The sequence below is a fragment of the Nitrincola sp. A-D6 genome, from assembly GCF_000764495.1.
In the GTDB taxonomy this organism is placed as follows: Bacteria; Pseudomonadota; Gammaproteobacteria; order Pseudomonadales; family Balneatricaceae; genus Nitrincola.
In genome coordinates, this window is record NZ_JRLB01000006.1 from 70,336 (window position 1) to 95,100 (window position 24,765).

The window sequence follows — 24,765 nt, forward strand, 5'->3', positions numbered from 1 at the left end:
TCAAGCAACATACCCGTATCAACAAAGTCAGAATCCACAGGAAATATTTGAAAACTAGTTACCGTGCAAAAGTTTAACATCCGTATTGGTTGATAGATCAGATTCCTACCATTGTGTAATAATCTGTTGCCAGGTTCTCTTGAATGGCGATAGTGAGTTAGCACTCTAATGCTAGAGTACAATCAATCTGACGCACACTTACAATCAGGATGATTCCAGTACCTCTTACAGGTTGAACAGGGTATATAGTAAAAACTCTCTTGGTGTTGGAGCTGAGTTGCATCGCCAAATTCAGGATCAAATGCTCTAGAGTCATAAGATCTCAAGAACTCACCTGGAATTTTACTTTTTGTCATAGTAGATGACACATTTGACGTGGAAACTACTTTATGCTGTTTTGAGTATATAGGCATATGTGGCGAGCAGATTAGTTCACTTGACACTGTCTCGCCTTGTGACTTTCCCGGCAGCGATAGCCCGAACTCCAAATCATAGACTTCACACTCTGTTATTTTTTGACTGATTCCCGACTTTGCTTTTGCAGAAAGTATCAAGTTATGATCTATATTAAGTTGCAACTCAATACGTTCAACAAATGGCTTCAATTCTGTGTCAACTGATACGACCAAATTGTCATAGGTAACTCTGGAATCCATTGCAGCCATCTGTTGCGCTTTTTCTGGACGACATAATTGAATTTTTGCTTTACCATCTCTAGGGTCAACGCAATACAGTATTATTGCCTCAGTAATTCCCTGTCCAACAATAGGTAAAGGGGTACCTGCGCGGAAAATCTTGAGATAAGAGTTTCTTGCTTCACGCACTTCAATCGGTTTAGCTAAAGTAAGTCTCGCGTTATCGTGAGCAATCCATGCGCATCCTTCAGATATGATTCTATCGCCCCTATCAGAACAATTAAGTCTATCGATACTGAACTTTTCGATGAGTCTCTCTTTTATCCGCGGCATATTAATCATACCGCCAGTTGCCAAACACAGACTAATCCGTCGCTGATCAATATCAAGTTTTTTCAGTAGTTCATCTATTTTAGATAAGCCTCTGTTTATGAGGTGCTCACTAATTAAATCGAGATCTTCTCTAGCAAGTTCAATTTCAATATCTGGATCAGTGTCGTCATCAAATGCGAAAAAGTCTTCTACGTAAATATGTTCAATGCTGCGTGTTGAAAGTCGTATTTTTGCTTTTTCACAAAAGTCTAAGAGTCTTGCTCTTGCACCAACCTGAACAGGTGGTGTGGTCTCTAAGCCCCGTTTCTTGAGTTCGGTATTTAAGACATAATCTACAATAGCCTCGTCTACATAATCACCACCAACTTCGTTATCACCCTCGTTAGCAATCTGTGTTATGCGATTATCCAAGATATGGCATAAAGTTAAGTCTAATGTTCCACCACCCCAGTCATAAACAAGAACAAGTTTGTCATGGTACTTTTCTAAAGCATTTGTCATGTTTCCATCGACACGGAAGTGAGCATATAGTGCAGCTAGGGCTCATGAACAAACTGGACAATGTTAATTCCAGCCTGCAAGAATGCATCTCGAAGTTCACTTCTTGCACGACCATCCATTGCAACAGGAATAGAAACGATCGCTTTTTCAAAATCGCAATGATCAACGACATCCTGTTCAGATGACTTTAAGGCTGATTCTTTTAGGTAGCGTATTACATCTCGCACAACTTCTGATGGCTGATATTCCTTTCCTTCAATGTATTTAGAACCCTTACCAAGCAGCCTCTTTGGTGCTCTAATTATATCACCAACGTTGCTAACCCCGGCATTCTCTAATCGAGATTTTGCAGCTTTACCAACAACTGGAACACCACTGTCATACGTAATGATTGAAGGGTAGGGGGTGTTACTACCGTCTAAAAAATACCTCGCCTTTTCGGTTAAAATTACAGTGATTAAACTGTTAGTGGTACCGAAATCTATTCCTATTGTTTTAGCCATTGTATTTTTCCTTCAACTTGCTGCAATGTATCGTCCAATTTAATATCTACTACTCTAGTCTTTGCTGGTGTTCTTGAATTTGCAGCTAAAGCACTTCGCAACAGCGGAGACAACTCTTGTTCTAGAAAGCTTGATATATTCCCTTTGAGAGTGGCCAGCTCATCTCTTTGGTGTATTCCTTGGTGACTAGCTTTCTCTTTTGATAAGGTTAATTCATCCTCAAGGCTAACGATTTTGCTTGATAAGTCTTGAATTTGTTTCTTTGTGGTGTCAGCTTCTACCTTTAATTGTGATATTTCTTCGGTCAAAGTCTGAACTTTCAGCCTCAAAGTCTCTACATGCGATCTAGAATGACTCAGATCATTTGCAAGGATAGACTGTTGTCTACTGAAGTAGTTGATAAAAAAAGCAAAGCCATCACGACTATTTGATATGGCCATTTTAGCTGCGAAACCAAGAGCTCTTCTCTCTACTGATTCAGATGCAACTGTGTCAACTCCAAATGTTTCCTTCGATAATTCTCTCAAAATCTGTTTTAAGTCAGCATACCCTCTATAAAACAGCCAAATTGAGGCAATGCACTTAATAATGTTTTTACGGGAATCCGTCAGGGGTTTTGGTTTTCCATTTTTGTCAGTGCCGTTATTAATCTTATCTATCTGATCCATCATGAAGCTGACACGGTTAGCAATATCGCATTTATCCATCCAGACTTGAAATACATATTTCGTTTGGACTTTTCTTAAATCGCCTTCGTCACTAATTACATATTCAATATGCTTCATGACTGTATCGCGCAAAGATACCCCGCCTAGTCCTTCAAGCAAAAACTCGGCTAGGGAGATAAGTAGTTTATTGTCTTTGTCTCCATTTTTTGAAAGTTGTAGCAGTTGTTCGTGCTGATCGGGTGTTAGTCTAGATTCAAGATCAATTTTATTGAAAGCATTTTTGTAAGCTTTGTTAAAATTCTGACCCTGATAAAGATTAGCAATGTAATCGAACAATTCTGTCGGAGGCAATGCAGAATCGTTAGTCGAATTGATACCATTAGCATCTGTTTTTTTCAAATCACCTTTTTCTTCATCCGGCTTAATTGCTCTTGGAACTGAATCTTCAATAACAATAGATGGAGTTTCACTTTTGTCTGTCATTAAATAAACCTGCTTTTTCTGCTGCTACTTCTTTAAAGGTTGAGGCATGCTTTACTTTTCGAAAGTATTCCATTGCTTTGTCATGTTCTGAAACATCTAGACAGTGGCACATCAATGCAAAGTTTACCTTATGTTGATCATCCAACTGATACTTGATGTCTTAATCATGTTTTCTAATGACTTTACGCTAGATCTTCTATAGGACTCACCCTTAGTGCAAAACATCACTAAAGATTCAGTAATCGAATCGATTGGTAAAAGCGTTGATTCAGAGCCTGAGTCAATATCAATTTCATTAAAGCTACCTGTAATCATAAACCTGGATACAGCTGATAACTGTGGAAGGAAAGATATTTCCATTGATCGATTAAATTGATTTCTGGAAAAAAGGATTGCAGATTTAATGCTTTTCGATAACTCAGTATCAATATGACTAAGAGCATCTAATGCTTCACCAAACTTGATATTGAACTCTTCAAATTTTAGGCCACTCGTTCTGACTCGATCTTTTGCCATAACCCCAGAAACGTAACATCCCAGCCCGCCAGCATAAGCGTTAGCACATTTGACTTCATGTAGCTTTGTGTCAAACTGCCTAAGCTTAGTGCTTGATAATTCCTGGCCACTAAATACTTCTTGAAAACATCGCTCAACAGCATCTAATTCCTCATCGGATATTAAGTCAAATATCAAACTAACTTCAACCTGATAGGATTGATACGAAAGCTTAACAACTCTCCTTCCCGATTGATTTGCAACCAGAGCGTCTAGCATTTCACTTGGATCATCATATTCAACTTCGTCTAAAGATACCCACTCAGCATTCTCAACCGCTAAGTCTTTTCGATAAAGTTGTTGTTTTAGAGAGATAGCGTCACTGCCTACAGCTGCACCGTGTATCAGAAGGTAAGGGCGTTTAAGTGGATGGGCCAAAATTTTGTGGTCTTGAAGTAACTGCAAAGATTCAAAAGTTAAGTCACAATGAGGGCAAATATATACCCTCGGTGGTGGCGTAACATTCTCAAAGTCTGAGTCGGGAATTTGGACGCTTCCAACCGCATCCCCTTTATAAATGACTAAAAAACCCACTTTATCTTCAATCCTATTGATGATAGTGACTTAAATCTGAGTGATATTGAGATTACAGGTCACGTATAGTTACTTTACTGTACATCAACTTTACATATATTCAAATATAGACAATTTAGATCCATATCTCCCGAGTTCGACAGTTACCCACTGATTAATGCCTCTTTTTCGATACCCACACCTGTAACTTTGCGGGTTTCAGCGCCGGTGTCTTGCAATCAAATGTAATGGCACGTATGTGGATAACTATTTCCTTTCATGGCGCCTTCTAGCTGATATGGTCATGGCATGTTTGTCAAAGTTACTAAATCCGGTCCCCGCAAATACGTGCAGCTCGTGGAAGCCTATCGTGATAAGAACGGCCGCCCGAAGCAGCGCACGATTTCCATGCTGGGTCGGCTGGATCAACTCGGTGATGACCTGGAGTCCGTTGTCGAAGGGCTCTGCCGTATCACGGACCGCGTACTGCCCGATAAACCTGATGTTGAATCGTACCTGGTTTTTTGTGGAGGCAGTTTGCTTTAAGTCAGGTCACTATAGCCTGACCAGTTTGGTGCTGATAGTAGTTTGCCTCAGCTTCAGCTGGAGGTATATACCAATGCACCTATTTCAGCGTGGCCATTTAATCGGTGTATGATCGGCGGTGGATCACCTCAGCCTTGTACAAGCCATTGAGAGTCTCAGCCAATGCATTGTCGTAGCTGTCCTTTGCTGCCCACAGAAGGCTCTATATTGGCCTCGGCTTAGCGCTCAGTGTATCGAATAGAAACTACTGGCTACTTCTGTCACTATGATGGATCAGCCTCCGGCCCGATGTGTTGACGTTCATGTAAGGCCTGCACCGGTGCATCCAGAACGAAATCCGTCTGCATACGGTTGCTGACCCGCCAGCACACAATCCGACGCGCGAAAACATCGATCACAAAAGCCACATAGAGCCAGTCTTGCCAGGTCGAGACATACGTGAAATCTGATACCCACAACTGGTTTGGGCTGATCAGCATGGAAATAGCGCTGAACCCTGTCTTGTGGGTAGGCGGCTTTATCATCCGGCACCGTCGGTAGTTTTCAACCTTGTGCGTGTTTAATCTTTTCCATCTTTATGCCCAGTGCTTTTCAGGTTGGGTATACTCACTGTATTGATTGTAACAGTTTGAATTTTTGTATCTTTCAGCTCACAGCATGTACATGTAGCAGATGTTAAAGATCAAGTCGAGACTCACTCAAAATCGTTCAGACAGCTTCAATTATCTTTTCCAGCCTATCACCCAGCAGCTCCCAAGCATGCCGCATTTCCTTAGTATATGAGTATCGCTGGTACGTTCTTTTGATCTTGTTTTGCTCCGTATGGTTTAGGCAGCGATCCGCCACTTCTGGCAATATTCCGGATTCAACCATCATCGTTGCAGCCGTTCTTCGTAGATCATGCGGTGTCCACTTTCCACCAGGTAGCCGAAGTGCTTGGCTGTTCTGAGTGCGTCCTTTTAATTTAGTCTGATCAGGCTGTCGTTGCCTGTCTTGCAGTTGCTTGTTTATAGTCTTTGGGCAAAGTGACCCTGTATCGTGTCTGTTTGGAAAACACCACTGGCTAGTTCCTGTAATCTCATACAAAAATTGAAACTGCTCTACGGCGAATGCTGATAACTGTACTGTGTGTGATTTTCCGTTTTTAGTGGTTGGCATAAACCATTCGCGCCGATCCAAGTCTATGTTTGACCACTCAGCCGTCATCAACTCACCAACTCTACAGCCGGTGGATAGGGCTATCCATACGGCGGTCTTTGTTGTTAGCGCCAGCCCTGACTCAGGCAGGAGTTTAACAAGTAACTTCAGTTCATCCTCAGATAGGACTCTATCGCGTTCAACACTCTGACCACCTATATTGAATTTGCTAATGGCAGCTGTTGGATCAGCATCTACAATTTCCCTTACAACGGCAAATTTGAACATCTGCCTGATACTTGCGAAAGCCACTTTGGCCATGCGTGGAGTGTTTCTGGCTAAAAAGACATCCGTTATTTCAGTGATATGTCGGCGCCGTACATCCTCAGCAGCCAGGTTCCCTATCTTAGGTAGTATGTCCCTGGTGAATAAGCGTCTCATTTCAGCACCTTGGTCTTTGCGTCTGATTAGATCTACGCTTAACCAATGTGTGAAGAGGTCACTCACCGTCATCCGGCTTCTGTGAAGTTGGTTTTCCCGTTCTAGTTTGATGTATTTGGCTTCAAGCTTGGCCTTTTGCATCTGCTCTTCGGCTTCGAAGTGTTGCCGTATGTCGGTTATGCCCTTCTTATGCAGCCCAGCAAGCTCTTTTGCTCTTAAGCGTGCTTGCGTTAATGTCATGCAGCCAGGTTTTTCGTCTCGGCTATAATTTCCTATTGGCATGCGGTCACGTTTGCCATGACTATCGGTGTAGCGGAAATAGAATGACCTTGAGCCGGACGGTGTAATCCGAGCGACTAATACACCATGACCTCTGACGACTGTTTCATTTAACCAGCGATCTTTGGTATCAGGTTTTGCATTGATCTGTCGATCCGTAATGGTTGCCATTTTTCCTCTTTCCCCGTGACCGTTCCGTGACCGTTTGAGATTAGCTTAACTGGTATTTATTGGAAAGTCTTGGGATTTAAAAAAAGAAAAATATAAGTTAAGTTATTGAACTATATATTCCTTATGAATTGTTGTGGGATTTGCTGGGATACCATGAAATTAAGAAATTTATTTATGGGGTGCAAGGGGTCGCAGGTTCAAATCCTGCCGTCCCGACCAATTTCCTTATATTTTTTCATCGAATTCTCCTTCCTAAAGATTTCGCTCGCAGAGCGAGCTCCTACAGGTGGGGATTATCCAATATTGTAGGAGCCCGGTCTCCGGGCGAACACTCTATCGCTTGCTCGTTACACAAAGGTCGCTGCCGAAACTCCAAAGCGCTCGCTTAGTGCGCGTACTTGCCGAATATTGAGCTCGCGCTTGCCGGTAAGAATCTCTGATACGTACCTATTTCAGTGAGATCGCTTTGCCTGAGGCCCTTTTGTTCCATTAAAAATTTTAGGGCTTGAACGCCTGTTGCCTCAGGCAGCGGGTGGTGCTCAGCTTCGTAGTTCTTGATCAAATCCCCCACTATGTCAACCAGCTCCATGGCAGGGTGGCTTTCGTCACCCTGGGCTTCGTCTAACAAGGCTTCAAGCATTTCGGTCATTCGAGCATAGTGCGTTTCGTTGCGGATAGGGCTATGTCGGTGGCGGTACGAAAGGCTTCCCAAATCGGGAACAGGTGTTTCATATCGATCATATCGTTTCACAGATTTAGATGAATTTTAGTGGAAGGAATAGGCGTTGGTTTCCTGAGCTGAGAAGCGAGAAACCGAATTGTTCATAAAAGTGCTGTGCTCGCTCATCAATGGCATCGACTACCATGGCGTAAATGGCAATCTCATCGCTGACGGCTAGCGTTCGCTTGATGGCATCGACCAACAACATTTGTCCCACCCCATGGCTCTGAGCTGCTTGATTTACCGCTAACCTGCCAAGTAAGGCTGCTGGAACAGGATGTCGTGGGAGTTTTCGAGCGAGGGCTTGAGGCAACTGACTGAGTTCAATCGACAGGGTGGAGAGCGTGTAATAGCCCACAATACTATTCGGCTGCTCCATCGTAGTTGCCACAAATACCCGGCTGATACGGCGCTTCACATCTTGGCGGGCCTGCTTTTGAATGTAGTCATCCAGTGAGGCTACACCACAATGGAATCCAGATCTGTCGTGATCGCCATCCAGTGGTCGTATTATCAAACTTGAACAATCGGTCATTTGCTGGTGACACGCTGCTCATGCTCCTCGAAGGCGGCAGCCAGTTTTTTATTGAAGCGGACTGGCTTGACCAATGCATCGAAGAAGGCTTCAGAGTCTAGGCTATTCAAGTTCATGACTTCATGCTCATGAATGGTTTTTTCGGCATGAGCCAACGCACTGGTCAGGATGAAATTGCTGACGGTCTTTCCTTCAAAGCTCGCAGCACGCTCTAGCGTCTTCTTGGCACTGGGTTTCAAGCGGAGATTGATACGGTCTTGTTTGGTATCTGTGGCTACATTCATGCTAAATACCCTCGATGTAAAAAACATGAAATAATTGTACGTCAAAACGGTGCCTTTATAAATGCAATTTAAGTTACAATATCTTTATTATCAATGCAGAGGTCTTTTCTCGACATGACAGTATCAACGCAGGATATCCCGCAAGCGACCGAGCTTGTGCGGCAATGGCTGGAGCAGGTGGTGATAGGTCTTAATCTATGTCCATTTGCACACAAGCCTTATCGGGAAGGCTGATACGCATACGGGTCAGCACGGTTACAACAGAGGAAGAGGCGCTGGCGCTTATGGTTGAAGAGTTGCAAGGTCTTGAAGCAAGCCAGCCTGAAACGTTGGAAACGACCATTCTGGCATTTCCGAACCTCTGGCCAGACTTTCTTGATTACAATGATTTTCTGGATTTGGCGGATGCGTGCCTGGTGTCAATTGATCGTGTAGATCAGTATCAGGTTGCCAGTTTTCATCCGCACTATCAGTTTGGTGGCACGCAGTCTGATGATTCCGAAAATCTGACAAACAGAGCGCCTTTTCCACTACTTCATCTGCTCAGAGAAGCAAGTGTTGCTGATGCGATTGAGCGCCATCCTGATGCTGAAGGCATACCTGAACGCAATATCCGACGTGTTGGGGAATTGAATGACGAGGAGCGTCGAGCCCTCTTCCCTTGGATTTCTCATTGAGCTCCTACACGTTTTGTAATTTGTAGGAGCCCGGTCCCCCGGGCGAAAGCCCTATCGCTCGCGGAGCGAGCTCCTACAGGCGAGCAAATTAAATGGAAAATCCTGCCTGGCCTGTTTAAATTTACCAACCAGAATCCAGACTTTTCAGTTAGGTGCATCTTTTTCGCTGTTTTATGGAAATAGCTGGAAAATGTCAGCTTTGGTCAGCTTTGCACCGATAAATTCTGATATAAAACATAGCTAATAATTGTTCCCTTCTCAGTTCGGTGTAAAGGACAGATGTACAATGTATAAAAAGACTCTGCTTGCCACTTCTCTTGCCCTCGTAATCAGTGGGTGTTCGGTAACTCCAAATAAAATTCCTTCTGATCAACTGGTGACTACTGCTCAGACAGATATTCAGTTGCTGTCTCGTGATCAGGCTGTTGAGGGCTCTGTGACGTTGGATGAAGCCATCGCACGTGCTGTTCTCAATAATCGTGATAAGAAATTGAAAGCACTGGAAGCTGCATTGGCACAGGGCCAGGTAGATCTTGCATGGCACCAAATGCTACCTAGCCTTACCGCATCAGCGGGCTACTCCAAGCGGGATGAGTTTGCGGCATCACAGAGTGCAACGCTTGATCCGGTAACCGGCGAACTGACGCCTGCCAGTGGTAGCTATTCTGTTTCACAGGATAAGGAGCGTGGTACACACGATGTAGCCTTTACCTGGAATATACTGGATTTCGGGCTTTCGTATGTGCGTGCCGGCCAATATGCCGATCGATACTTAATCAGCAAAGAACGCGAGCGCAAGGTACTGCATAATATTACCCAGGATGTGCGTGCTGCTTATTGGAGAGCGGTATCAGCAGAGCGCCTGCTGGGTAAAATCAATCCTTTGATTGATGATGCTGCCGGTGCATTGCGTGATTCACGTCAGGTTGAAAGCAAGCGCTTGCAGCCGCCTTTGGAAGCCTTGTACTACCAGCGGGAATTACTGGATATTTTACGGGCACTGCAGTCCTTGCGTCAGGATTTAATGGGTGCCAAGACAGAACTGGCAGGCCTGATGGGGTTGAAGCCTGGTGTTGAATTCAATCTTGCTGACGTAGATACCCCTTCTTTCCATGTTCCCGAGCTGATGCTTGGCATCGGGGAAATGGAAGAGCTTGCCCTGCAGCAACGTCCTGAGTTGATAGAAACTCACTATCAAAAGCGTATATCAGCCGCTGAGGCTCGTGCAGCGATTATCGACATGCTGCCGGGAATTAATCTGACTGCAGGTATTTACAATGATAGCAGCGACTACCTGTTACATCAGGACTGGACCAGTTTTGGTGCCCAGATTAGCTGGAATCTGTTCGATGTATTTAAAGTCAGCACTGAACGCAAAATGGCTAAAACACGTGAGGCCCTGGCAGAGGAGCAGCGACTTGCCTCTTCCATGGTCGTTCTGACACAGGTGCATCTATCACGTATTCGCTATGAGCAGGCACGCAAAGGCTTCGATCTGGCAGGTGATTATCTTGAAGTTGCTCAGCGTATCAGTGAACAAACACAGAATGCCGCGCGTATGAACCGCACCTCCAAATTGGATCTTATCCGTGAGTCGCTGAATACAGTGCTGGCGGAGCTGCGTCGCGACGTTGCTTACGCCGATCTGCAAAACAGTTATGGTCGTGTTTACGTATCCATGGGTATGGATTTGCTGCCGGAGGACTACTCAATGCAGTCCTTACACGATCTCAGCGAGCAGGTAGGTATACGTTTCAAGCAGTGGGAAGATGGCATCATTAACCTGCCTGCCATACCGGCTGATGAACAGACAGAAGCGGGGCTGCCTGAGGTTGAAGATCAACAGGGTAAGGTGATCTGATGCGGCTACAGTCATTACGACCATTGATCAAACTAATAGCGGTGGGTGTAGTGACTGCATCGGCTGCCTCTGCTTTCGCTTCTGAACATACACATGAAGCGATGGCGGTGATAAAGGCAGTCGACCGTGCGGTGATCTCCGGTGAGTTAGCTGCAAAAGTTATCCAGCTACCACTACGGCCAGGGGATCGCTTTGTCAAAGGCGACCTTCTGGTCGAGCTTGATTGTGAGCTGTATGAGGCACAAAAAGCCAAGGTCAGCGCAGAAACCCGTGCTGCTCGAATCAAACATGAAAATGCCAGAGAGCTGAGTACACTTAACTCCATTGGAGAGCTTGATGTGGTATTGGCTCAATCAGAATACGCCCAGGCTCTGGCTGAGCTGCGAATTGCAGATCTGAATACGGCCAGATGTGAGATCCGTGCGCCCTGGGATGGCCGTGTGGTGAGTTTGATGACCAATGCCCATGAGAACATCCGCCAGCAACAGGAACTGATAGAGGTGGTGGGTGATCACCAGCTTGAAGCGGAAGTTGTTGTACCGGCAGCCTGGTTAACATGGCTTGAACCAGGGCTACCTATGCGTTTACGAGTGGATGAACTTTCGGTGTCTGCCGATGCAGAGATCACCGCTATCAGCCCGACGATTGATACTGTTAGTCAGACAATCATGTTGCGGGCAACCCTGAATAATAATTCGAACCTGATACCGGGAATGAGTGCAACGGCCTATTTTGACGTTCCTCCTGCCCGATGAATGATGCCTGGCGGCCAGCTGACTGCGCCGTAAATGAAAGGATGAGACCATGAATAAGAAAACCTCACGTCCACTGCGCTTTCACCGCAAGCCACTGATTACAGCACTTGAACCACGTATATTGCTCGATGGTGCGGCTGTTGCCACCACTGTTGAAATGACCACCGACGTAGCATTTCAGGATGACGCCGTTCACAGTGATTCCGCCGAGCAAAGTGTGCATTTTGCCGCACCCGCACCAACCGGCAATGAAAGTGCCCGTCGCGAAGTGGCATTTGTTGATACAGGTGTTGAAGATTATCAGGCACTGGTTGAAGGGCTGGGTAGTGACGTTGAAGTTTTCCTGCTTGATACCAGTCAGAACGGCCTGGAACAAATGCTTAGCGCTTTGCAGGGCCAGACCGATATTGATGCGATTCATCTATACAGCCACGGGGATGTCGGTGAACTTCAATTGGGTACACTGACGCTGAATGGCGAAAACCTGCAGGCCAATGCCGAATTGCTGTCGACACTGGGGCAGTCATTGACCGAAGACGGTGATTTGATGCTGTATGGATGCTCTGTCGGCGCTGACAATGCTGGCCAGTCGTTTATCGATCTGGTAGCCCAACTGACCAGTGCCGATGTGGCAGCCTCTACTGATTTGACCGGTTCTCAGCAACAGGGAGGTGACTGGGAGCTGGAAGCCAATAGTGGCGTGATAGAAACACTGAGTCGGGCGGTCCAGGGCTACAATCACACGCTTACCGTTACAGGTCTGAGTGACCAGTCCTATACCGAGCAACAGGGTGAAATCTCCTTAGGAGACGGTATTACCATTACTAATGGACAGAACTATGGCACCGGCTATATCCAGTTTGAAGTAACCGGCAATAAGCAGGCCGAGGATTTTCTGCGTTTAGACAGTTCGGCTAACCCGACTGTTAAAGATCAGGTGTCTGTTCAGGGCAGTACTGTTTATGTCGGGATGGGAGCGGGACAGCCGCTGCTTAAAATCGGCAATATTGATAATTTCTACAATGGCCAGGATGGTCGTGCACTGAGGATCAATTTCGATAACGCCACCATTCCGGGTACATCACCGGTGACCAATGGTGACTTCTCGCAACCATTTAATAGTGGCTGGAATGCCTTTAGCAACCACGTTGATCTGGGTTCCACTAAATTTACCTTTAGCAATGGCAAATCCTGGACTATCCCCGAGCCTGGCAGTCAATATTACCCATCTCAGACTCCCGGTCGGGATGACAACGATAGACACTCCTCCAGTACTACCTTTGGTACCTATGACAGCCCTGTAGTACAGATAGACGGGGGCAGGCTGCGGCTTGAAGAGGCACGCCTTACAACAACAAGCTATGGTGTTGTGCATGGGCCAGCTGCTTACAGTGATGTATTTGCAGCTGATGCAGGCATGGTGCTGCAGTTCGACTGGCAGGCCAATAATATTAACGACGACTATCATGTTGTTGCCTATCTGATGAATGCTGATACCGGCAGTGCTCAGTTGGTGTTTGCTGATTGGGGAACGCGCGGTTCCGGTACCGAGTTTGTTGCGGTTCCAACGGATGGCAACTACAGCTTTGTATTTGTGTCCGGTACCTTCGACCGTACCGGAGGAACCCTTGCTGGTGCCTCCATGTACATAGATAACATTCGGGTTGAGAAGGCGGCTGTCACCGATGAGGTCATCACAAACCTAGGCATGAATGTGAAGTATCAGAATACATCTGATAATCCGTCTACCTCTAAAACAATCACACTGACGACCCGAAATATCAATGGAGTGACTGATTCTGACACCATGAATCTGACCATCACCGCCGTGAATGATCCGTCTTCGCTGGCGGGGGATGCACAGTTGCCAACGATACTTGAAGACCAGTTGGTGAATGAAGGTCGAACAGTGACGCAGCTGTTTGGTGGCGTGTTCTCCGACGTGGATAACGGCGATATGCTGGGTGGTGTTTTCATTACCGATAATCCTCTGGCCGGCGATGCAACTGAGGGTGTATGGCAATATCAGGTTTCGGGAAGTTCAACCTGGCGTGATATTGGCAGTGTCAGTGAAACAGAAGCGCTGTTGCTGGCAGCGGATACCCGTATTCGTTTTAACCCGGCTACGGATTACCACGGCGAACCGGCTTCGCTGAGTTTGCGTGGTGTTGACCAGACGCGTGCCGGATTGGCATCAGGTACAACGGACGCTGATCGGGTGATTTATGATACAACATCGGCTCAGCCAATCGATGGTTTAAGCACTCAAACACGTAATCTGTCCATTTTGGTTACCTCGGTCAATGATATTCCCGTATTTGAAAATACAGCGAACAGCACAACCTTGACTGAAACCAACGAAGTAGATTCTGCCTCCAATCCTTTGACTGTGACGCAGGGCGTGCTGACAGGCCAGTTACAGGTTAGTGATATTGAAACCGATGCCAGTCTGCTGGCACTGGTTATTCGAGGCGGAGTAGAAACCTCATCAGGTGTTTGGCAACTGTCCGGTCGCTATGGCACTCTGGTGCTGGATACCACCGATAACAATAGCTGGACCTACACGCCAGATAAATGGGATGCAATCAACGCGCTGCGCCAGGATCAGGTTGTTACAGATACTTTCCAGTTCAAGGTCAGTGATGATGATGGTGGTGTTGCTCTGCAGGACTTTACCATTACCCTTAATGGCGCCAATGATACCCCTCTGCTAGCTAACGCGCTGACCGGGCAGAGCTTTTCAGGTAAGGGAAGCTGGACCTGGCAAGTGCCAGCCAACACCTTCACCGATGCTGAAGGCACCGGGCTTACTTATAGCGCCTGGGTAACTGAAGAAAATGGTGTGTCAGTCACACCCTATGAAATACCAGCTTCAGTGACCGAAAACCAAGGTAGTGCGACAGACTGGCTCACTTTTGATGTCGACTCGCGGACATTGACCGGTGATCCAAGCGCAACCTGGGCAGATAAGAATCTGACTATTGAAATTCGTGCGTTGGATGACGGCTCCGAACAGGCCACCAGTGCCTTCACTCTAACCCTGACCGATACGGCTGACAATCAGGCACCGGTAGTGGTCAATGAGATGAGCTGGACTTCCATTGATGCCGGGGGAGTCGCATGGGAGCTACAGATTCCTGCCAACACATTCAATGATAGCGACAGTCCGGAAGGCTTGAGCTACTCTGCCTATATCATCGATCCTGCAACTGGCGTGGAGACCCTTATTGATGGTACGCAAGGCCCGGCACTGATCTTTGATAACAACAATGTGAAGTTGTCTGGTGATGGCAGCGTGAGCGACCTGTTAATAAAAATTGTTGCTACTGATGATAAGGAAGGTGGTTATTCTCAGCAGACAGCGTCAACCCAGTTCCAACTGGTTGTTTATGATGCAACGGCTCCAGATACCGCAGCAACTCCCAAAGATGGAGGTGTGACGGGTACACTTATTAATGGTGCGGGCAGTGGCGTCTATACACTACCGGCAAACGCTTTTGATATTAAAGCTTCGAATAGCAGTACAGTAAGCTATTCGGCACTCCTGAGTAATCATGATGCTTTGCCTGGCTGGCTAAACTTTGATACAGCAACCGGGACCTTTACCGGTAACCCACCTGACGGCAGCACGGATCTTTCAATAGAAGTAATCGCAACTGTTGATGATGGTGTCTCACCGGTCACTTCCGCTGCGCTGGCACTGACATTACAAATAGCCAATCCAAACGATGCCATTGTGCTGGTTACCTCACCTCTGGCGGATCAGACGGTTACAGCCGGAACTCAATTGGGCCTGACGTTTGCTGCTCCCTTTAATGATCCCGATGGCACTCTGACGGGTTCAGAAACGAACGCTAATGTTCCACGTGTGGATGGCATAGATTACGAGGCCGTTATCCTGGACGAAAACGGCGTGGAAACGTCGGCTTCGGACTTCGGCCTGATACTTGCTCAGGATGGCACCGGTAACCTGACCCTGAACGGTAACCCACCAGGCGGCTATGCCTATCTGAATATTCTGATCAGAGGTACCGAAGTGGAGGGGGGACCACCCAGACCACATCCTTCACGCTGTTCCTAAATGACGCATCAGCCAGTGGTGATCAGGACGTTGCCGCTTACAGCGCCAACGATGCCGGTGAGATAACGATCACAGGTACACCGACCCAGGGGCAGACACTTACTGCATCCACCAGTGACGACAATGGATTAACCAACAATACACCGAATTACCAGTGGCAGGTTTCATCTGACAATGGTGTAACCTGGCAGGATATAGCGCGCCCAGCGGCTCAATCAGCCTCTCTGCAACTGACTCAGGCGGAAGCGGGTAAACAGGTGCGTGTACAGTCCTTCTATACCGATGACAGCAACGTGTTTGAAAACCCGACTTCCGATGCTCTGTCGGTAGCTGATGTGGATGATGCGGGTAGCATTACAGTGGCGGGTTCTCAGGCAGTGGGCGGTATTTTGTCCTCCACGCTCAGTGATCCGGATGGTCTCACAACAGCTGACCCGGCATACCAGTGGCAGGTCTCCACTGATGGAGGCACCAACTGGAGCAACATATCGGGCGCCAATTTCAGCACCTATCAGTCTACTGCCAATGAAGGGGGTCATAAAGTCAGGGTGCAGGCAACCTACACCGATGATATGAACAATTCGGAAACTGTTACGTCAGTAGCCATAGATATCCAATTGGGAGCCGTAGCGCCGGTTGCCAATGATGACGCAGTTACTATGACCGAAGCCGGTGGTGTAGCAAATGCCACACCAGCATCAACGCCGGTTAGTGGCAATGTGCTGGATAATGATACTGATCAGAATGCAGGCGATACGCTGACCCTCGCTAACCTTCGAACCGGAACCCTGGAGGGCTTTGGCATTGAAGCAACATCTGCATCTGGCAGCTTCACTCTGACCGGCAGCTATGGTCAGATTGTGATGGATGCTTCCGGTAACTTCACCTATACCCTGGATGAGAACAACCTTGATGTGCAGGCACTGGCCCCGGGTGAAACCCTGACCGAACACTTCAACTATTCGGTCAAGGATTCAACTGAACTGTTTGATGTCGGCGTACTGGCAATTACCATCAATGGCTCTAACGATGCCCCTGAGGTAGCGGTTTCTGCGGCCGATAATATTGCCGAGGCCATTGATGCAAGTGCCCAGCACTTGCAGGCACAGGGGGTCATCAACTTTGATGATATGGATAATGCTGATCTGCTCGATCTCAGCTTTACCCAAAACAGCAATATGGTCTGGAGTGGCGGCTCTCTGAATGCCGGCCTGGAAACCCTGCTCTGGAGTGGTTTCAGCTTCATTTCAGCAGCCGGAACCACGGGCCTCAGTGCCCCCGATACAGTAGGCTGGGAATATGATGTAGAAGATGCCGATCTGGACTTCCTCGCCACGGGCGAAACCATCACCTTTAGTTACACAATTAAGGTAACGGACTCGGGTGGTCTGGAAGCAACCGATACGCTGACACTTACCATAACTGGCAGCAATGATACGCCGGTTGTGCAGGTCAGTGCAGCAACTGACTTTATTGAAGCAGTGGATGCCAAGGCACAAACACTTACCCAGTCAGGAACGGTGTCATTCAGTGATGCCGATGAAAACCAGGTGTTGATTGATGTCAGCTACGTATCCAACAATGATATTGTCTGGTCACGCAATGACAGTTCAGTTGTTGGCGCCTTGCCGAATGGTCTGGCTGCGCAGTTGGTCAGTGCGTTCAGCACCGGTGTTCAGGACGCTGCCAATAACGGTCAGGTCGCCTGGGAGTTTGATGCAAGCTCACTGAATCTGGATTTTCTGAATAAAAACGACACTATTACCTTCAGTTACACGGTCACCGCAACCGATGAACAAGACGCCAGCCATTCAGAGGTTCTGACTTTCACGCTGACCGGCACGAATGATGCGCCGGAAGTGACATCGACGCAGCTGACTCGTGAGCAGACTATCGTACAGATGGGTGAACAGTACCGTCTGGATATCAGTGTGCTGTTCAGTGATAAGGACAGCTCACTGAGTCGTGAAGATCTCGACTTCCTGATTGAAGGCCTGCCTGCCGGACTGAGTTACAATCCGGAAACCGGTGTTATCACTGGTGCAGCCCAGAAGTCAGGTATTTTCCAGATTAAATTGACGGCGATTGATGCCGAAGGTGCGACAGTTAAGAGTGGGTTTGAGTTGACTGTTACAGCGGTCATATCCGATGACGGTGGGGTGACAGGGGGGGAGATGTACCACTGCCACCGCCTGATGCAGACCCTCAGCCGATCAGTAATGATTTGTCGGTAATGCAGCGCTTGTCAGTTCGGGTGGCTCGTCTGATCCTGCTGATAACAGCGGTTTCATGGGTGCCAGTACAGATTTTGGCTCAAGTGGAGATTCCAACACCGGATTTGATGGGCTTGAAGGGCTGAGTGAGCCACAAGCCGATCGGGTGCAGGCTGATACCGGGTCAGAGCGTATCGTATTCTCTGAAGAAGGTGCTGTAGTAACCGAGACGCGTAATCCTGATGGCAACACCAGTCTGAGAGCATCGGTAGATGTTATAGTGACGGATTCAGGTGAAGTCATCTTTAGTGATATTCAGCAGGAAGCCTTTGGTGTTGTATCCCTGGCGGTCACAAGTATTATGCGTACCTCGGGTACTGAATTGGTCATCGATATTCAGGATACCAGTCCTAATGCCAGTAGCCAGCAGTATAGTGGAAGTCTGGGTAATGGCAGCAGCCTGCCAGGATGGATTACGTTGGACCCGGCAACCGGGTCAGTGACGATCAACAATCCACCGACAGGTCAGCGGGAAGTCATTATTCGGATTCAGGCCATGGGCACCGATGGTCAGATTCGGGTGCTTGAGCTCAAGCTGGATCTGGAAAAACTGCTGAGACAACAGCTGCAGGAGCAGCCAGAAGCCGAAGCCGATGTGAGTTTTATTCCACTGTCTGAGCAACTGGAAACCGAGCTGGCAGCTCAAAATCAGTATGGAGAACGGTTGATGTCCCTGCTGCAATCTGCATAAGGAGAGTCCGTGAGTGATTCTGTTGCAGCCCTGTTAGGGCTGGAGCAACAACTGCGCAAGGCATCCGACCTTGCGCAGTTGTTTTATACCCTGGTAAACCAGACTCATACCTGTGTACCTTATACTCAGGCGCTTTTGCTTGTCGGCGAAAACCTGCGTCGGCCCAGAGTAGAAGCGGCCTCGGATATACCCGCGGTTGACTACACCTCACCCTTTATCAACTGGATTGAACGCTTAAGTGAGGCACTTCTTGCTGATGAAAAGGCATTATCCCAGAGGGTAGTGAAACGCACAGAGGTTCCGGATAGCCTGGCCAGGGAATGGAAGGAGTTCGGTACGCCAGACTACCTGCTCTGGCAACCACTGGTAATTGATGCGCGCGGGGGGAGGCGGCTGGAGTTCTGCTACTGTTTCGTGAGCAGGGCTGGTCTGAAGGTGAACGAGGTGTTTGCCAGCATATTGGCAGCAGTGCCGGACATGCGCTGTTTGCATTAAGGCGGCAGCAACCCCTGCGTCAATTCTGGCCAAGATTACGACAGCGCAAGGTTGTAGTGGCTATCCTTCTGGGCCTGGTGGTTTTGATGGCGCTGCCGGTGCGGCTGAGTACGCTTGCACCGGTACAGGTAATTCCTGCTAAGCCCCATGTGGTCGCCGCACCGCTGGATGGCGTGGTTGAACAGGTGCTTGTGCAGCCCAATCAGATGGTGAATCAGGGAGAGACCCTGGCACAACTGGAGAGTGGTGAGTTGCGCAGTGAAGAATCCATAGCTCATCAGGAACTGCTGGTAACTCAGGCAGAGCTCAAAACGGTGCAGCAAAGTGGGTTTATGGACCCGCGTCATAAATCACGTCTGGCTGAACTGGAATCCCAGGTCAGGCTGCGCCTGTTACAATGGGAACGTGCCGTGGACCGGCTGGAAAAGGCACGCATTGTATCGGATATAACCGGTGTAGCGGTTCTGGACGACCCGATGGAGTGGCGTGGAAGGCCGGTGAAAGTGGGTGAGCGCATCATGCTGGTGGCTGATCCGCAGCGTGTCGAGCTGGAAATCATGTTGCCGGTCAAAGACTCGATAGTGCTCTTGTCAGGTGCTGATATCCGGGTGTTTTTTGATAATGACCCCATTCATGCCTGGTCGGCCAGCTTGAGACATGCCGCTTATGAACCCCGTCAAACCGAGACCCAGGATATGGCCTACCGACTCATCGCAGATCTGGATGCACAGCATCAGACACCGCCCAGAATTGGCTTGAAGGGAACGGCAAAAATTTATGGGGATCGTGTCAGTGTGTTCTTTTATCTGTTCCGGCGACCTCTGACCAGTCTGAGGCAATGGGTGGGATGGTAGAGGCACGTTTGCCGACACTCAGGCAGAATCTAAAGCTGCTGCCTGGAGCGCATGATGAGGATGGAGCCCCCAGATGGCTGTTGCACGATGTAGCACGCAATCGCTATTTCAGTCTTGTTAAACCGGCACTGGAGCTGATCCGCTACTGGCAGCCCGGTACTACGCCAACGGAAATGTCGGCGTGGCTGAATCAAAAAGGGTTTGAGTACAAGCCTGAAGAGATTCGGGCATTCGCTGATTTTTTGATTGCCAATCACCTTGTTTTGGCGCGTACTGAGCAGGCATCGGACTATTTTCATCGACAAAAGCTGGAAAACAAAAAAAGTGTCTGGAGCTGGTTACTGCACAACTACCTGTTTATACGCATTCCTCTGCTAAGGCCTGATCCGCTTTTGGCCAGGGTAATGCCACACCTGAGCTGGCTGTTTACCGGACTGGTTGAGAAACTTGTTCTGCTTAGTGGTCTTATCGGTTTGTTCCTGATTATCAGACAGTGGGACAGTTTTACCGGTACCTTCCTGCATTTCTTTAGTCTTGAAGGGATGTTGCTCTATGCCATCACACTGGTGTTGGTAAAAAGTGCGCATGAACTGGGGCATGCACTGGTATCATGCCGACTGGGTTGTCGGGTTGCATCGATGGGGGTGGCCTTTTTAGTCATGTTTCCGGTGCTGTATACAGATACAACCGATGCCTGGAAGCTACGCTCGCGTAAAGATCGGCTGCGCATTGTCACAGCCGGGGTCAGAACAGAGCTCTATCTGGCCATGTTGGCAAGTTTTCTGTGGGGCGTGCTACCGGATGGTACCCTGCGTAGCGCCGCCTTTTTTGTTGCAACCACCAGTTGGATAACCTCGCTGCTGGTCAATGTCAGTCCTTTTTTACGCTTTGATGGTTATTATGCTTTTTCGGATCTGATCGGTGTTGAGAACCTGCAGCAACGGGCCTTTGCACTGGGACGCTGGAAACTGCGCTATTGGCTTTGGGGAATTGATGACCCTATGCCGGAGCCCATGACCCGCTCCAAGGCCCGCACTCTGATCTTCTATGCCTGGTTTACATGGGTATACCGTTTCTTATTGTTTCTGGGTATTGCCCTGCTTGTGTACCATTTCTTTTTTAAAGTGCTTGGTATTCTGTTATTTGTTGTAGAGATTTTATGGTTTATTCTTATGCCGGTAATTAAGGAACTCAAGGTCTGGCGGGAACGCTGGTCAGACTTTACATTCACCCCAATAAGACTCCTGTGCTGGGCAATACCCGTCATTCTGTTATTGGCGGCTCTGCTGCCTTTAACATCTGAAGTCAGGGTGCCGGCTGTGATCAGAGCTGAAAACCTGCACTATGTGTATGCACCTGAGGCCGCACAGATTATCGAAGTTAAAAAAACAGCGGGTGACAGCGTCGCTGAAGATGCTGAGCTGCTGCAGCTCTATGCCCCTGAACTGGAAAACAGTATTCAACAAACACAGGAAGAGCTCAACCTGGCTGAACTGCGCTTATCCAGATTGGCCAGCTCTCTGGAAGACAAGGCCGAGCAAGACGTTAACCGCGAGCGACTCGGGCAGTTGCAGGCCAGAATGGCACGCCTGCAGGCCAGACAGGAAGCCCTTGCGGTTAAGGCTGCTATTGCAGGTAGCGTATCGAATATGGAAACGCTTCATTCCGGCCAGTGGGTAGGAGAGGGGCAGTACCTGCTGACACTCTTTGAACCAGGTGGCTTCAAGGTTGAAGGCTTCCTGAGTGAACGCTCCCTGGATCTGGTGACGGAAAGCACAACTGGATTCTTTATCAGTAATACCGGACAACACCCCGCCATTCCTGTTGTGATTGAAAAAATTGATATAGGTGCAGTTTCCTCCCTTGCGTATCATGAGTTGGGATCCATGTCAGGCGGGCCCATAGCTGTACGCCAAAGTGGTGAGAGGCTGATTCCCGAAACGGCACACTACAGGCTTAGCCTAAGGCTGGTTGAATCAGCGGATCATGAGTACCTGGGAAGCGTTCGTGAACCCGGAATGCTGGTGCTGGAGGGGCAGCGCCGGAGCTGGTTATGGCCGCAGCTTGAGCGCCTGATTGCCATTATGATTCGGGAGTCCGGGTTTTGATGCGCACTTGTTTAACCCTCAGGCTGCCTTTTATAGTCCTGCTTGCCTTGATGGTGTTTTTTTCAGCCAGAGTAGAGGCCGATATGGTCATCCTGGATCAGGATACCCTGACGTTAGACCGCGGGCAGTTGAGTATTTATGAAGATACCTCTGCAAGGCTGTTGCTTGATCAAATAGTCGAATTAAGACAGTTGGGGCGATTCAAGCCAACGTCAGATTCATTCAGCGAAGGTTACAGCAACTCGGCGTTCTGGGGATATACGCAGGTTACAAGGCCGCAAGCGTCATCCGGAATATGGGGTGTTTCCATAACACCTTCCTACCTGGATCAGGTCGATATATTCATCATGCAGGATGGTGAGTTAATCCGGCATATGCAAGTTGGTGACCAGGTTGCTGATCCTGAGCATGATATCCACAGTCGGCTGCATCTGGCTCAGGCGTATTTTCCTGTGGGTACATCTGATGTGTATTTTCGTTTGAAAACCACAAGCACCTCCCTGCTACTTGTAAAACTGATACCGGAAATCAACTTAGAGAGCTATATCGATATCAGTATAGTGTTTGAGGGAATCCTTATAGGTGTGCTGCTGACAATTTTAATCATAAATCTTATAAACAGCATCTGGTTGAAAAGTGCTTTGTTTATTAATTTTGTCCTGTATGAGATCAGTCTTTTGGTCACTGTGTCGTTATCCATCGGGCTTACCCGAAGGCTGGTGCCTTCTTTGGAAATGATCGAGCAAAATCAAATATTCAAGCTGTCATTAATTATATCAGCCATCTTGGCACTGCTTTTTATATATCGCCTCATTAGTTTTAGCTTCAAGCGAAAGTGGATAGTCGACCTGATCTTTATTGTTGGCATACTCCATACCTGCTACGCATTTTATATGACACTCACTGGCAGATTTGTTGAAGTGATGAATTATATGAATTGGATAGGAGCCTTATTGCCCTTGTCTGTATCGCTGATTGTGTTGCCTGACTGGAGGTCATTTGACACAGAAAAGAAATATCGGGTGATGGGCTTTGTTGCTTTTGGCCTTTTTGCATGTCTCAACAGCATGTATGTTAATGGTTTCATAGGCAGCAGTGGGCTTAAATCCTTTATTTCGCCAATTACAATACTCTCATTTCAACTGATACTGCACTTCGTCATTATGCTGTCGATCCGCAAATCTCAAACAGCCGTCGAGGAGGCAAAGCAGGCAGCTGAGTTGGCTCGCTATGAAGCCGCTTCCGAACGTGCCCGAAGACAAGATGCGCAGACATTCCTGGCCATGCTGTCACATGAAATACGCACACCTCTGACAGTGATCGATTCAGCGGCACAGTCTTTAATCAGAATTCATGATCAGACAGAAGAAAATAATACCACGCGGTTGAGGTATGTGCGTATACGCAAGTCTGTCAAAAGAATCAGTGAACTGTTGACTATGAGTGTCTCCAAAGCGCAGGCTGATATTGAACGCCTGGCTGGCAAGCAGGATACCTATGATCTTATTAAGCTGACCTGGACCGTTATCGATGAATTCAATAAGAATGAGCGCAAGCGGATCATGTTTTGCTATACAGAATCGGCGATGCCGGATCATTACCTGTTGCCGGAAAAAGCCTGTCATATTGTGATGCGCAACCTGATTGATAATGCGCTCAAGTACAGCCCGGCAGACGCCCCTGTGGATGTGATGGTAAGAAAAGGTGCTCAGGGTGTGTGCTGGAGTGTCAGGGACAGTGGTCCAGGCTTGACTGAACATGTGCGAAACCATATGTTTAAGCAGTTTTTTCGTGCCGATGAAAGGGCATCGGTTCCAGGCCTCGGGCTTGGCTTGTATGTTGTGAAACAGTTGACCGAGCAATATAACGCTACGCTTCAGGTTGAGACCCTGGATGACGGAACTGTATTCAGCTGTTGTTTGCAAACAGAACAGTCATAATAAAAAACAGAGCAGTCATAAAATGAGCATATATCGCGTCGCCGTATTGGAAGATAATGATGCGCTCAGAGAAGAGCTTGTTTACCTGTTGATTAGTGAAGGCTATCACATCGAATCATTCGGTGAAGCCGCCGCTTTCATGCTGGCACACACTCAGGAGGCCTATGATATTCTGATTCTTGATCTTGGCCTGCCTGATGTTGATGGCATTGATCTGGCGCGGGAACTGAGTGCTCGCAGGGAAGAAACCGGAATTATCATGCTGACGGCTCGTGGCGAGTTGTCTGATCGCATCGACGGTCTTTCAGCCGGTGCTGATACCTACCTTACCAAACCCTTTGAGTATGATGAGTTACTGGCGCATATCAGTGCCCTGCTAAGGCGCATTTGCATGAAAAGGGCGCAGGGTGTATGGCAAATTGATGCAGCGCGTCAGCAGTTAGAAGCACCCGATACCGGAGCAGTATTTGAGCTTACAGCCTCAGAAGTTGTGCTGCTGGTTGAGCTGGCTAAAAAACACCCTTCACATGTGTCACGAGCTGAGTTAATCCGCGCACTGGGTGAAGATTTCATGCTTTACGATGAACGTCGGCTGGAAAAGCTGATCAGCCGCTTGCGTACCAAGCTGCTGGAGAGCTTTAACGCCAGCCCGATCAAAGCCATACGAGGAAAGGGGTATATCTTTAAGGAAAGTATCGAATTAAAGTATGGCAAATTGTAGGAGC

At 47.9% G+C, this 24,765-nt stretch carries 18 protein-coding genes and 3 pseudogenes; 12 read left to right on the forward strand and 9 right to left on the reverse strand.

Translation table 11 applies throughout. From position 1 onward, the window contains the following. Positions 1-182 precede the first annotated feature (182 nt). The 4 genes from LH51_RS01110 to LH51_RS01125 all read right to left on the reverse strand — a co-directional run bounded on the left by LH51_RS01110 (position 183) and on the right by LH51_RS01125 (position 4,212). A complete protein-coding gene (locus LH51_RS01110; protein WP_036518969.1) occupies positions 183-1,469 on the reverse strand; it encodes an Hsp70 family protein in 1,287 nt (428 codons plus the stop codon). A 35-nt stretch (positions 1,470-1,504) separates the two neighbouring features. Next, positions 1,505-1,972 carry an Hsp70 family protein gene (locus LH51_RS01115; RefSeq protein ID WP_036518972.1) on the reverse strand — a complete coding sequence of 156 codons (468 nt, stop codon included), beginning with the start codon at positions 1,970-1,972 and terminating at the stop codon, positions 1,505-1,507. Further along, on the reverse strand, positions 1,957-3,123 hold the full coding sequence (locus LH51_RS01120; protein ID WP_036518975.1) for a hypothetical protein: 1,167 nt from the start codon (positions 3,121-3,123) through the stop codon (positions 1,957-1,959). Before LH51_RS01120 ends, LH51_RS01115 begins: the two co-directional genes overlap by 16 nt. Positions 3,124-3,246: 123 nt before the next feature. Then, the gene (locus tag LH51_RS01125) at positions 3,247-4,212 is read right to left on the reverse strand and encodes a C2H2-type zinc finger protein (protein WP_036518978.1); all 966 of its coding nucleotides are present in this window, start codon (positions 4,210-4,212) and stop codon (positions 3,247-3,249) included. Between the two features lie 288 nt (positions 4,213-4,500). Between LH51_RS01125 and LH51_RS01130 the strand changes: the two are divergent. Then, positions 4,501-4,698, forward strand: a pseudogene (locus LH51_RS01130) (IS1634 family transposase); the annotation flags it as partial. Positions 4,699-4,738: 40 nt separating this feature from the next. On the opposite strand, the pseudogene LH51_RS19780 reads toward LH51_RS01130, so the two are convergent. From LH51_RS19780 to LH51_RS01155, 5 genes and pseudogenes are all read right to left on the reverse strand, one after another. Continuing rightward, a pseudogene (locus LH51_RS19780) lies at positions 4,739-5,271 on the reverse strand (DDE-type integrase/transposase/recombinase); the annotation flags it as partial. Positions 5,272-5,445: 174 nt separating this feature from the next. Continuing rightward, positions 5,446-6,765 (reverse strand): tyrosine-type recombinase/integrase, encoded by a 1,320-nt coding sequence (locus LH51_RS01140; RefSeq protein WP_036518983.1) that lies wholly within the window; start codon positions 6,763-6,765, stop codon positions 5,446-5,448. 385 nt (positions 6,766-7,150) lie between these two features. Then, positions 7,151-7,414 (reverse strand): helix-turn-helix domain-containing protein, encoded by a 264-nt coding sequence (locus LH51_RS21075; protein WP_200881827.1) that lies wholly within the window; start codon positions 7,412-7,414, stop codon positions 7,151-7,153. A gap of 106 nt (positions 7,415-7,520) precedes the next feature. Beyond that, the gene (locus tag LH51_RS01150; protein WP_235263386.1) at positions 7,521-8,003 is read right to left on the reverse strand and encodes a GNAT family N-acetyltransferase; all 483 of its coding nucleotides are present in this window, start codon (positions 8,001-8,003) and stop codon (positions 7,521-7,523) included. Between the two features lie 14 nt (positions 8,004-8,017). Continuing rightward, positions 8,018-8,305: a type II toxin-antitoxin system TacA family antitoxin gene (locus tag LH51_RS01155; protein ID WP_036518989.1), complete on the reverse strand. Its 288-nt coding sequence runs from the start codon at positions 8,303-8,305 to the stop codon at positions 8,018-8,020. Between the two features lie 114 nt (positions 8,306-8,419). Here LH51_RS01155 and LH51_RS01160 point away from each other — a divergent pair. From LH51_RS01160 to LH51_RS01210, 11 genes and pseudogenes are all read left to right on the forward strand, one after another. Next, positions 8,420-8,982, forward strand: a pseudogene (locus LH51_RS01160) (DUF1415 domain-containing protein). A 286-nt stretch (positions 8,983-9,268) separates the two neighbouring features. After that, positions 9,269-10,843: a TolC family protein gene (locus LH51_RS01165; RefSeq protein ID WP_052063331.1), complete on the forward strand. Its 1,575-nt coding sequence runs from the start codon at positions 9,269-9,271 to the stop codon at positions 10,841-10,843. Further along, positions 10,843-11,598 (forward strand): efflux RND transporter periplasmic adaptor subunit, encoded by a 756-nt coding sequence (locus LH51_RS01170; RefSeq protein ID WP_081960605.1) that lies wholly within the window; start codon positions 10,843-10,845, stop codon positions 11,596-11,598. The genes LH51_RS01165 and LH51_RS01170 overlap by 1 nt, the downstream gene beginning before the upstream one ends. 49 nt (positions 11,599-11,647) lie before the next feature. Continuing rightward, a complete protein-coding gene (locus LH51_RS01175; RefSeq protein ID WP_036518992.1) occupies positions 11,648-15,679 on the forward strand; it encodes a DUF4347 domain-containing protein in 4,032 nt (1,343 codons plus the stop codon). A gap of 257 nt (positions 15,680-15,936) precedes the next feature. Continuing rightward, a complete protein-coding gene (locus LH51_RS01180; protein WP_036518994.1) occupies positions 15,937-17,913 on the forward strand; it encodes a VCBS domain-containing protein in 1,977 nt (658 codons plus the stop codon). 55 nt (positions 17,914-17,968) lie between these two features. Then, positions 17,969-18,643 (forward strand): hypothetical protein, encoded by a 675-nt coding sequence (locus tag LH51_RS01185; protein ID WP_036518997.1) that lies wholly within the window; start codon positions 17,969-17,971, stop codon positions 18,641-18,643. A gap of 9 nt (positions 18,644-18,652) precedes the next feature. Continuing rightward, positions 18,653-19,138: a hypothetical protein gene (locus LH51_RS21080; protein ID WP_036518999.1), complete on the forward strand. Its 486-nt coding sequence runs from the start codon at positions 18,653-18,655 to the stop codon at positions 19,136-19,138. Positions 19,139-19,194: 56 nt separating this feature from the next. Beyond that, a complete protein-coding gene (locus tag LH51_RS21085; RefSeq protein WP_036519001.1) occupies positions 19,195-19,992 on the forward strand; it encodes an HlyD family efflux transporter periplasmic adaptor subunit in 798 nt (265 codons plus the stop codon). Continuing rightward, a complete protein-coding gene (locus tag LH51_RS01200; RefSeq protein WP_036519003.1) occupies positions 19,986-22,100 on the forward strand; it encodes an HlyD family efflux transporter periplasmic adaptor subunit in 2,115 nt (704 codons plus the stop codon). The genes LH51_RS21085 and LH51_RS01200 overlap by 7 nt, the downstream gene beginning before the upstream one ends. Continuing rightward, a complete protein-coding gene (locus LH51_RS01205; RefSeq protein ID WP_036519005.1) occupies positions 22,100-24,040 on the forward strand; it encodes a sensor histidine kinase in 1,941 nt (646 codons plus the stop codon). The genes LH51_RS01200 and LH51_RS01205 overlap by 1 nt, the downstream gene beginning before the upstream one ends. 22 nt (positions 24,041-24,062) lie before the next feature. After that, positions 24,063-24,761: a response regulator transcription factor gene (locus tag LH51_RS01210; protein ID WP_036519066.1), complete on the forward strand. Its 699-nt coding sequence runs from the start codon at positions 24,063-24,065 to the stop codon at positions 24,759-24,761. Positions 24,762-24,765: the final 4 nt, after the last annotated feature.

Bases quoted from the DNA above. Each gene is read 5' to 3' on its own strand.
- LH51_RS01110 (WP_036518969.1), bottom strand. From the start codon at position 1,469: ATGACAAATGCTTTAGAAAAGTACCATGACAAACTTGTTCTTGTTTAT.
- LH51_RS01115 (WP_036518972.1), bottom strand. From the start codon at position 1,972: ATGGCTAAAACAATAGGAATAGATTTCGGTACCACTAACAGTTTAATC.
- LH51_RS01120 (WP_036518975.1), bottom strand. From the start codon at position 3,123: ATGACAGACAAAAGTGAAACTCCATCTATTGTTATTGAAGATTCAGTT.
- LH51_RS01140 (WP_036518983.1), bottom strand. From the start codon at position 6,765: ATGGCAACCATTACGGATCGACAGATCAATGCAAAACCTGATACCAAA.
- LH51_RS21075 (WP_200881827.1), bottom strand. From the start codon at position 7,414: ATGACCGAAATGCTTGAAGCCTTGTTAGACGAAGCCCAGGGTGACGAA.
- LH51_RS01155 (WP_036518989.1), bottom strand. From the start codon at position 8,305: ATGAATGTAGCCACAGATACCAAACAAGACCGTATCAATCTCCGCTTG.
- LH51_RS01165 (WP_052063331.1), top strand. From the start codon at position 9,269: ATGTATAAAAAGACTCTGCTTGCCACTTCTCTTGCCCTCGTAATCAGT.
- LH51_RS01170 (WP_081960605.1), top strand. From the start codon at position 10,843: ATGCGGCTACAGTCATTACGACCATTGATCAAACTAATAGCGGTGGGT.
- LH51_RS01175 (WP_036518992.1), top strand. From the start codon at position 11,648: ATGAATAAGAAAACCTCACGTCCACTGCGCTTTCACCGCAAGCCACTG.
- LH51_RS01185 (WP_036518997.1), top strand. From the start codon at position 17,969: ATGGGTGCCAGTACAGATTTTGGCTCAAGTGGAGATTCCAACACCGGA.
- LH51_RS01200 (WP_036519003.1), top strand. From the start codon at position 19,986: ATGGTAGAGGCACGTTTGCCGACACTCAGGCAGAATCTAAAGCTGCTG.
- LH51_RS01205 (WP_036519005.1), top strand. From the start codon at position 22,100: ATGCGCACTTGTTTAACCCTCAGGCTGCCTTTTATAGTCCTGCTTGCC.
- LH51_RS01210 (WP_036519066.1), top strand. From the start codon at position 24,063: ATGAGCATATATCGCGTCGCCGTATTGGAAGATAATGATGCGCTCAGA.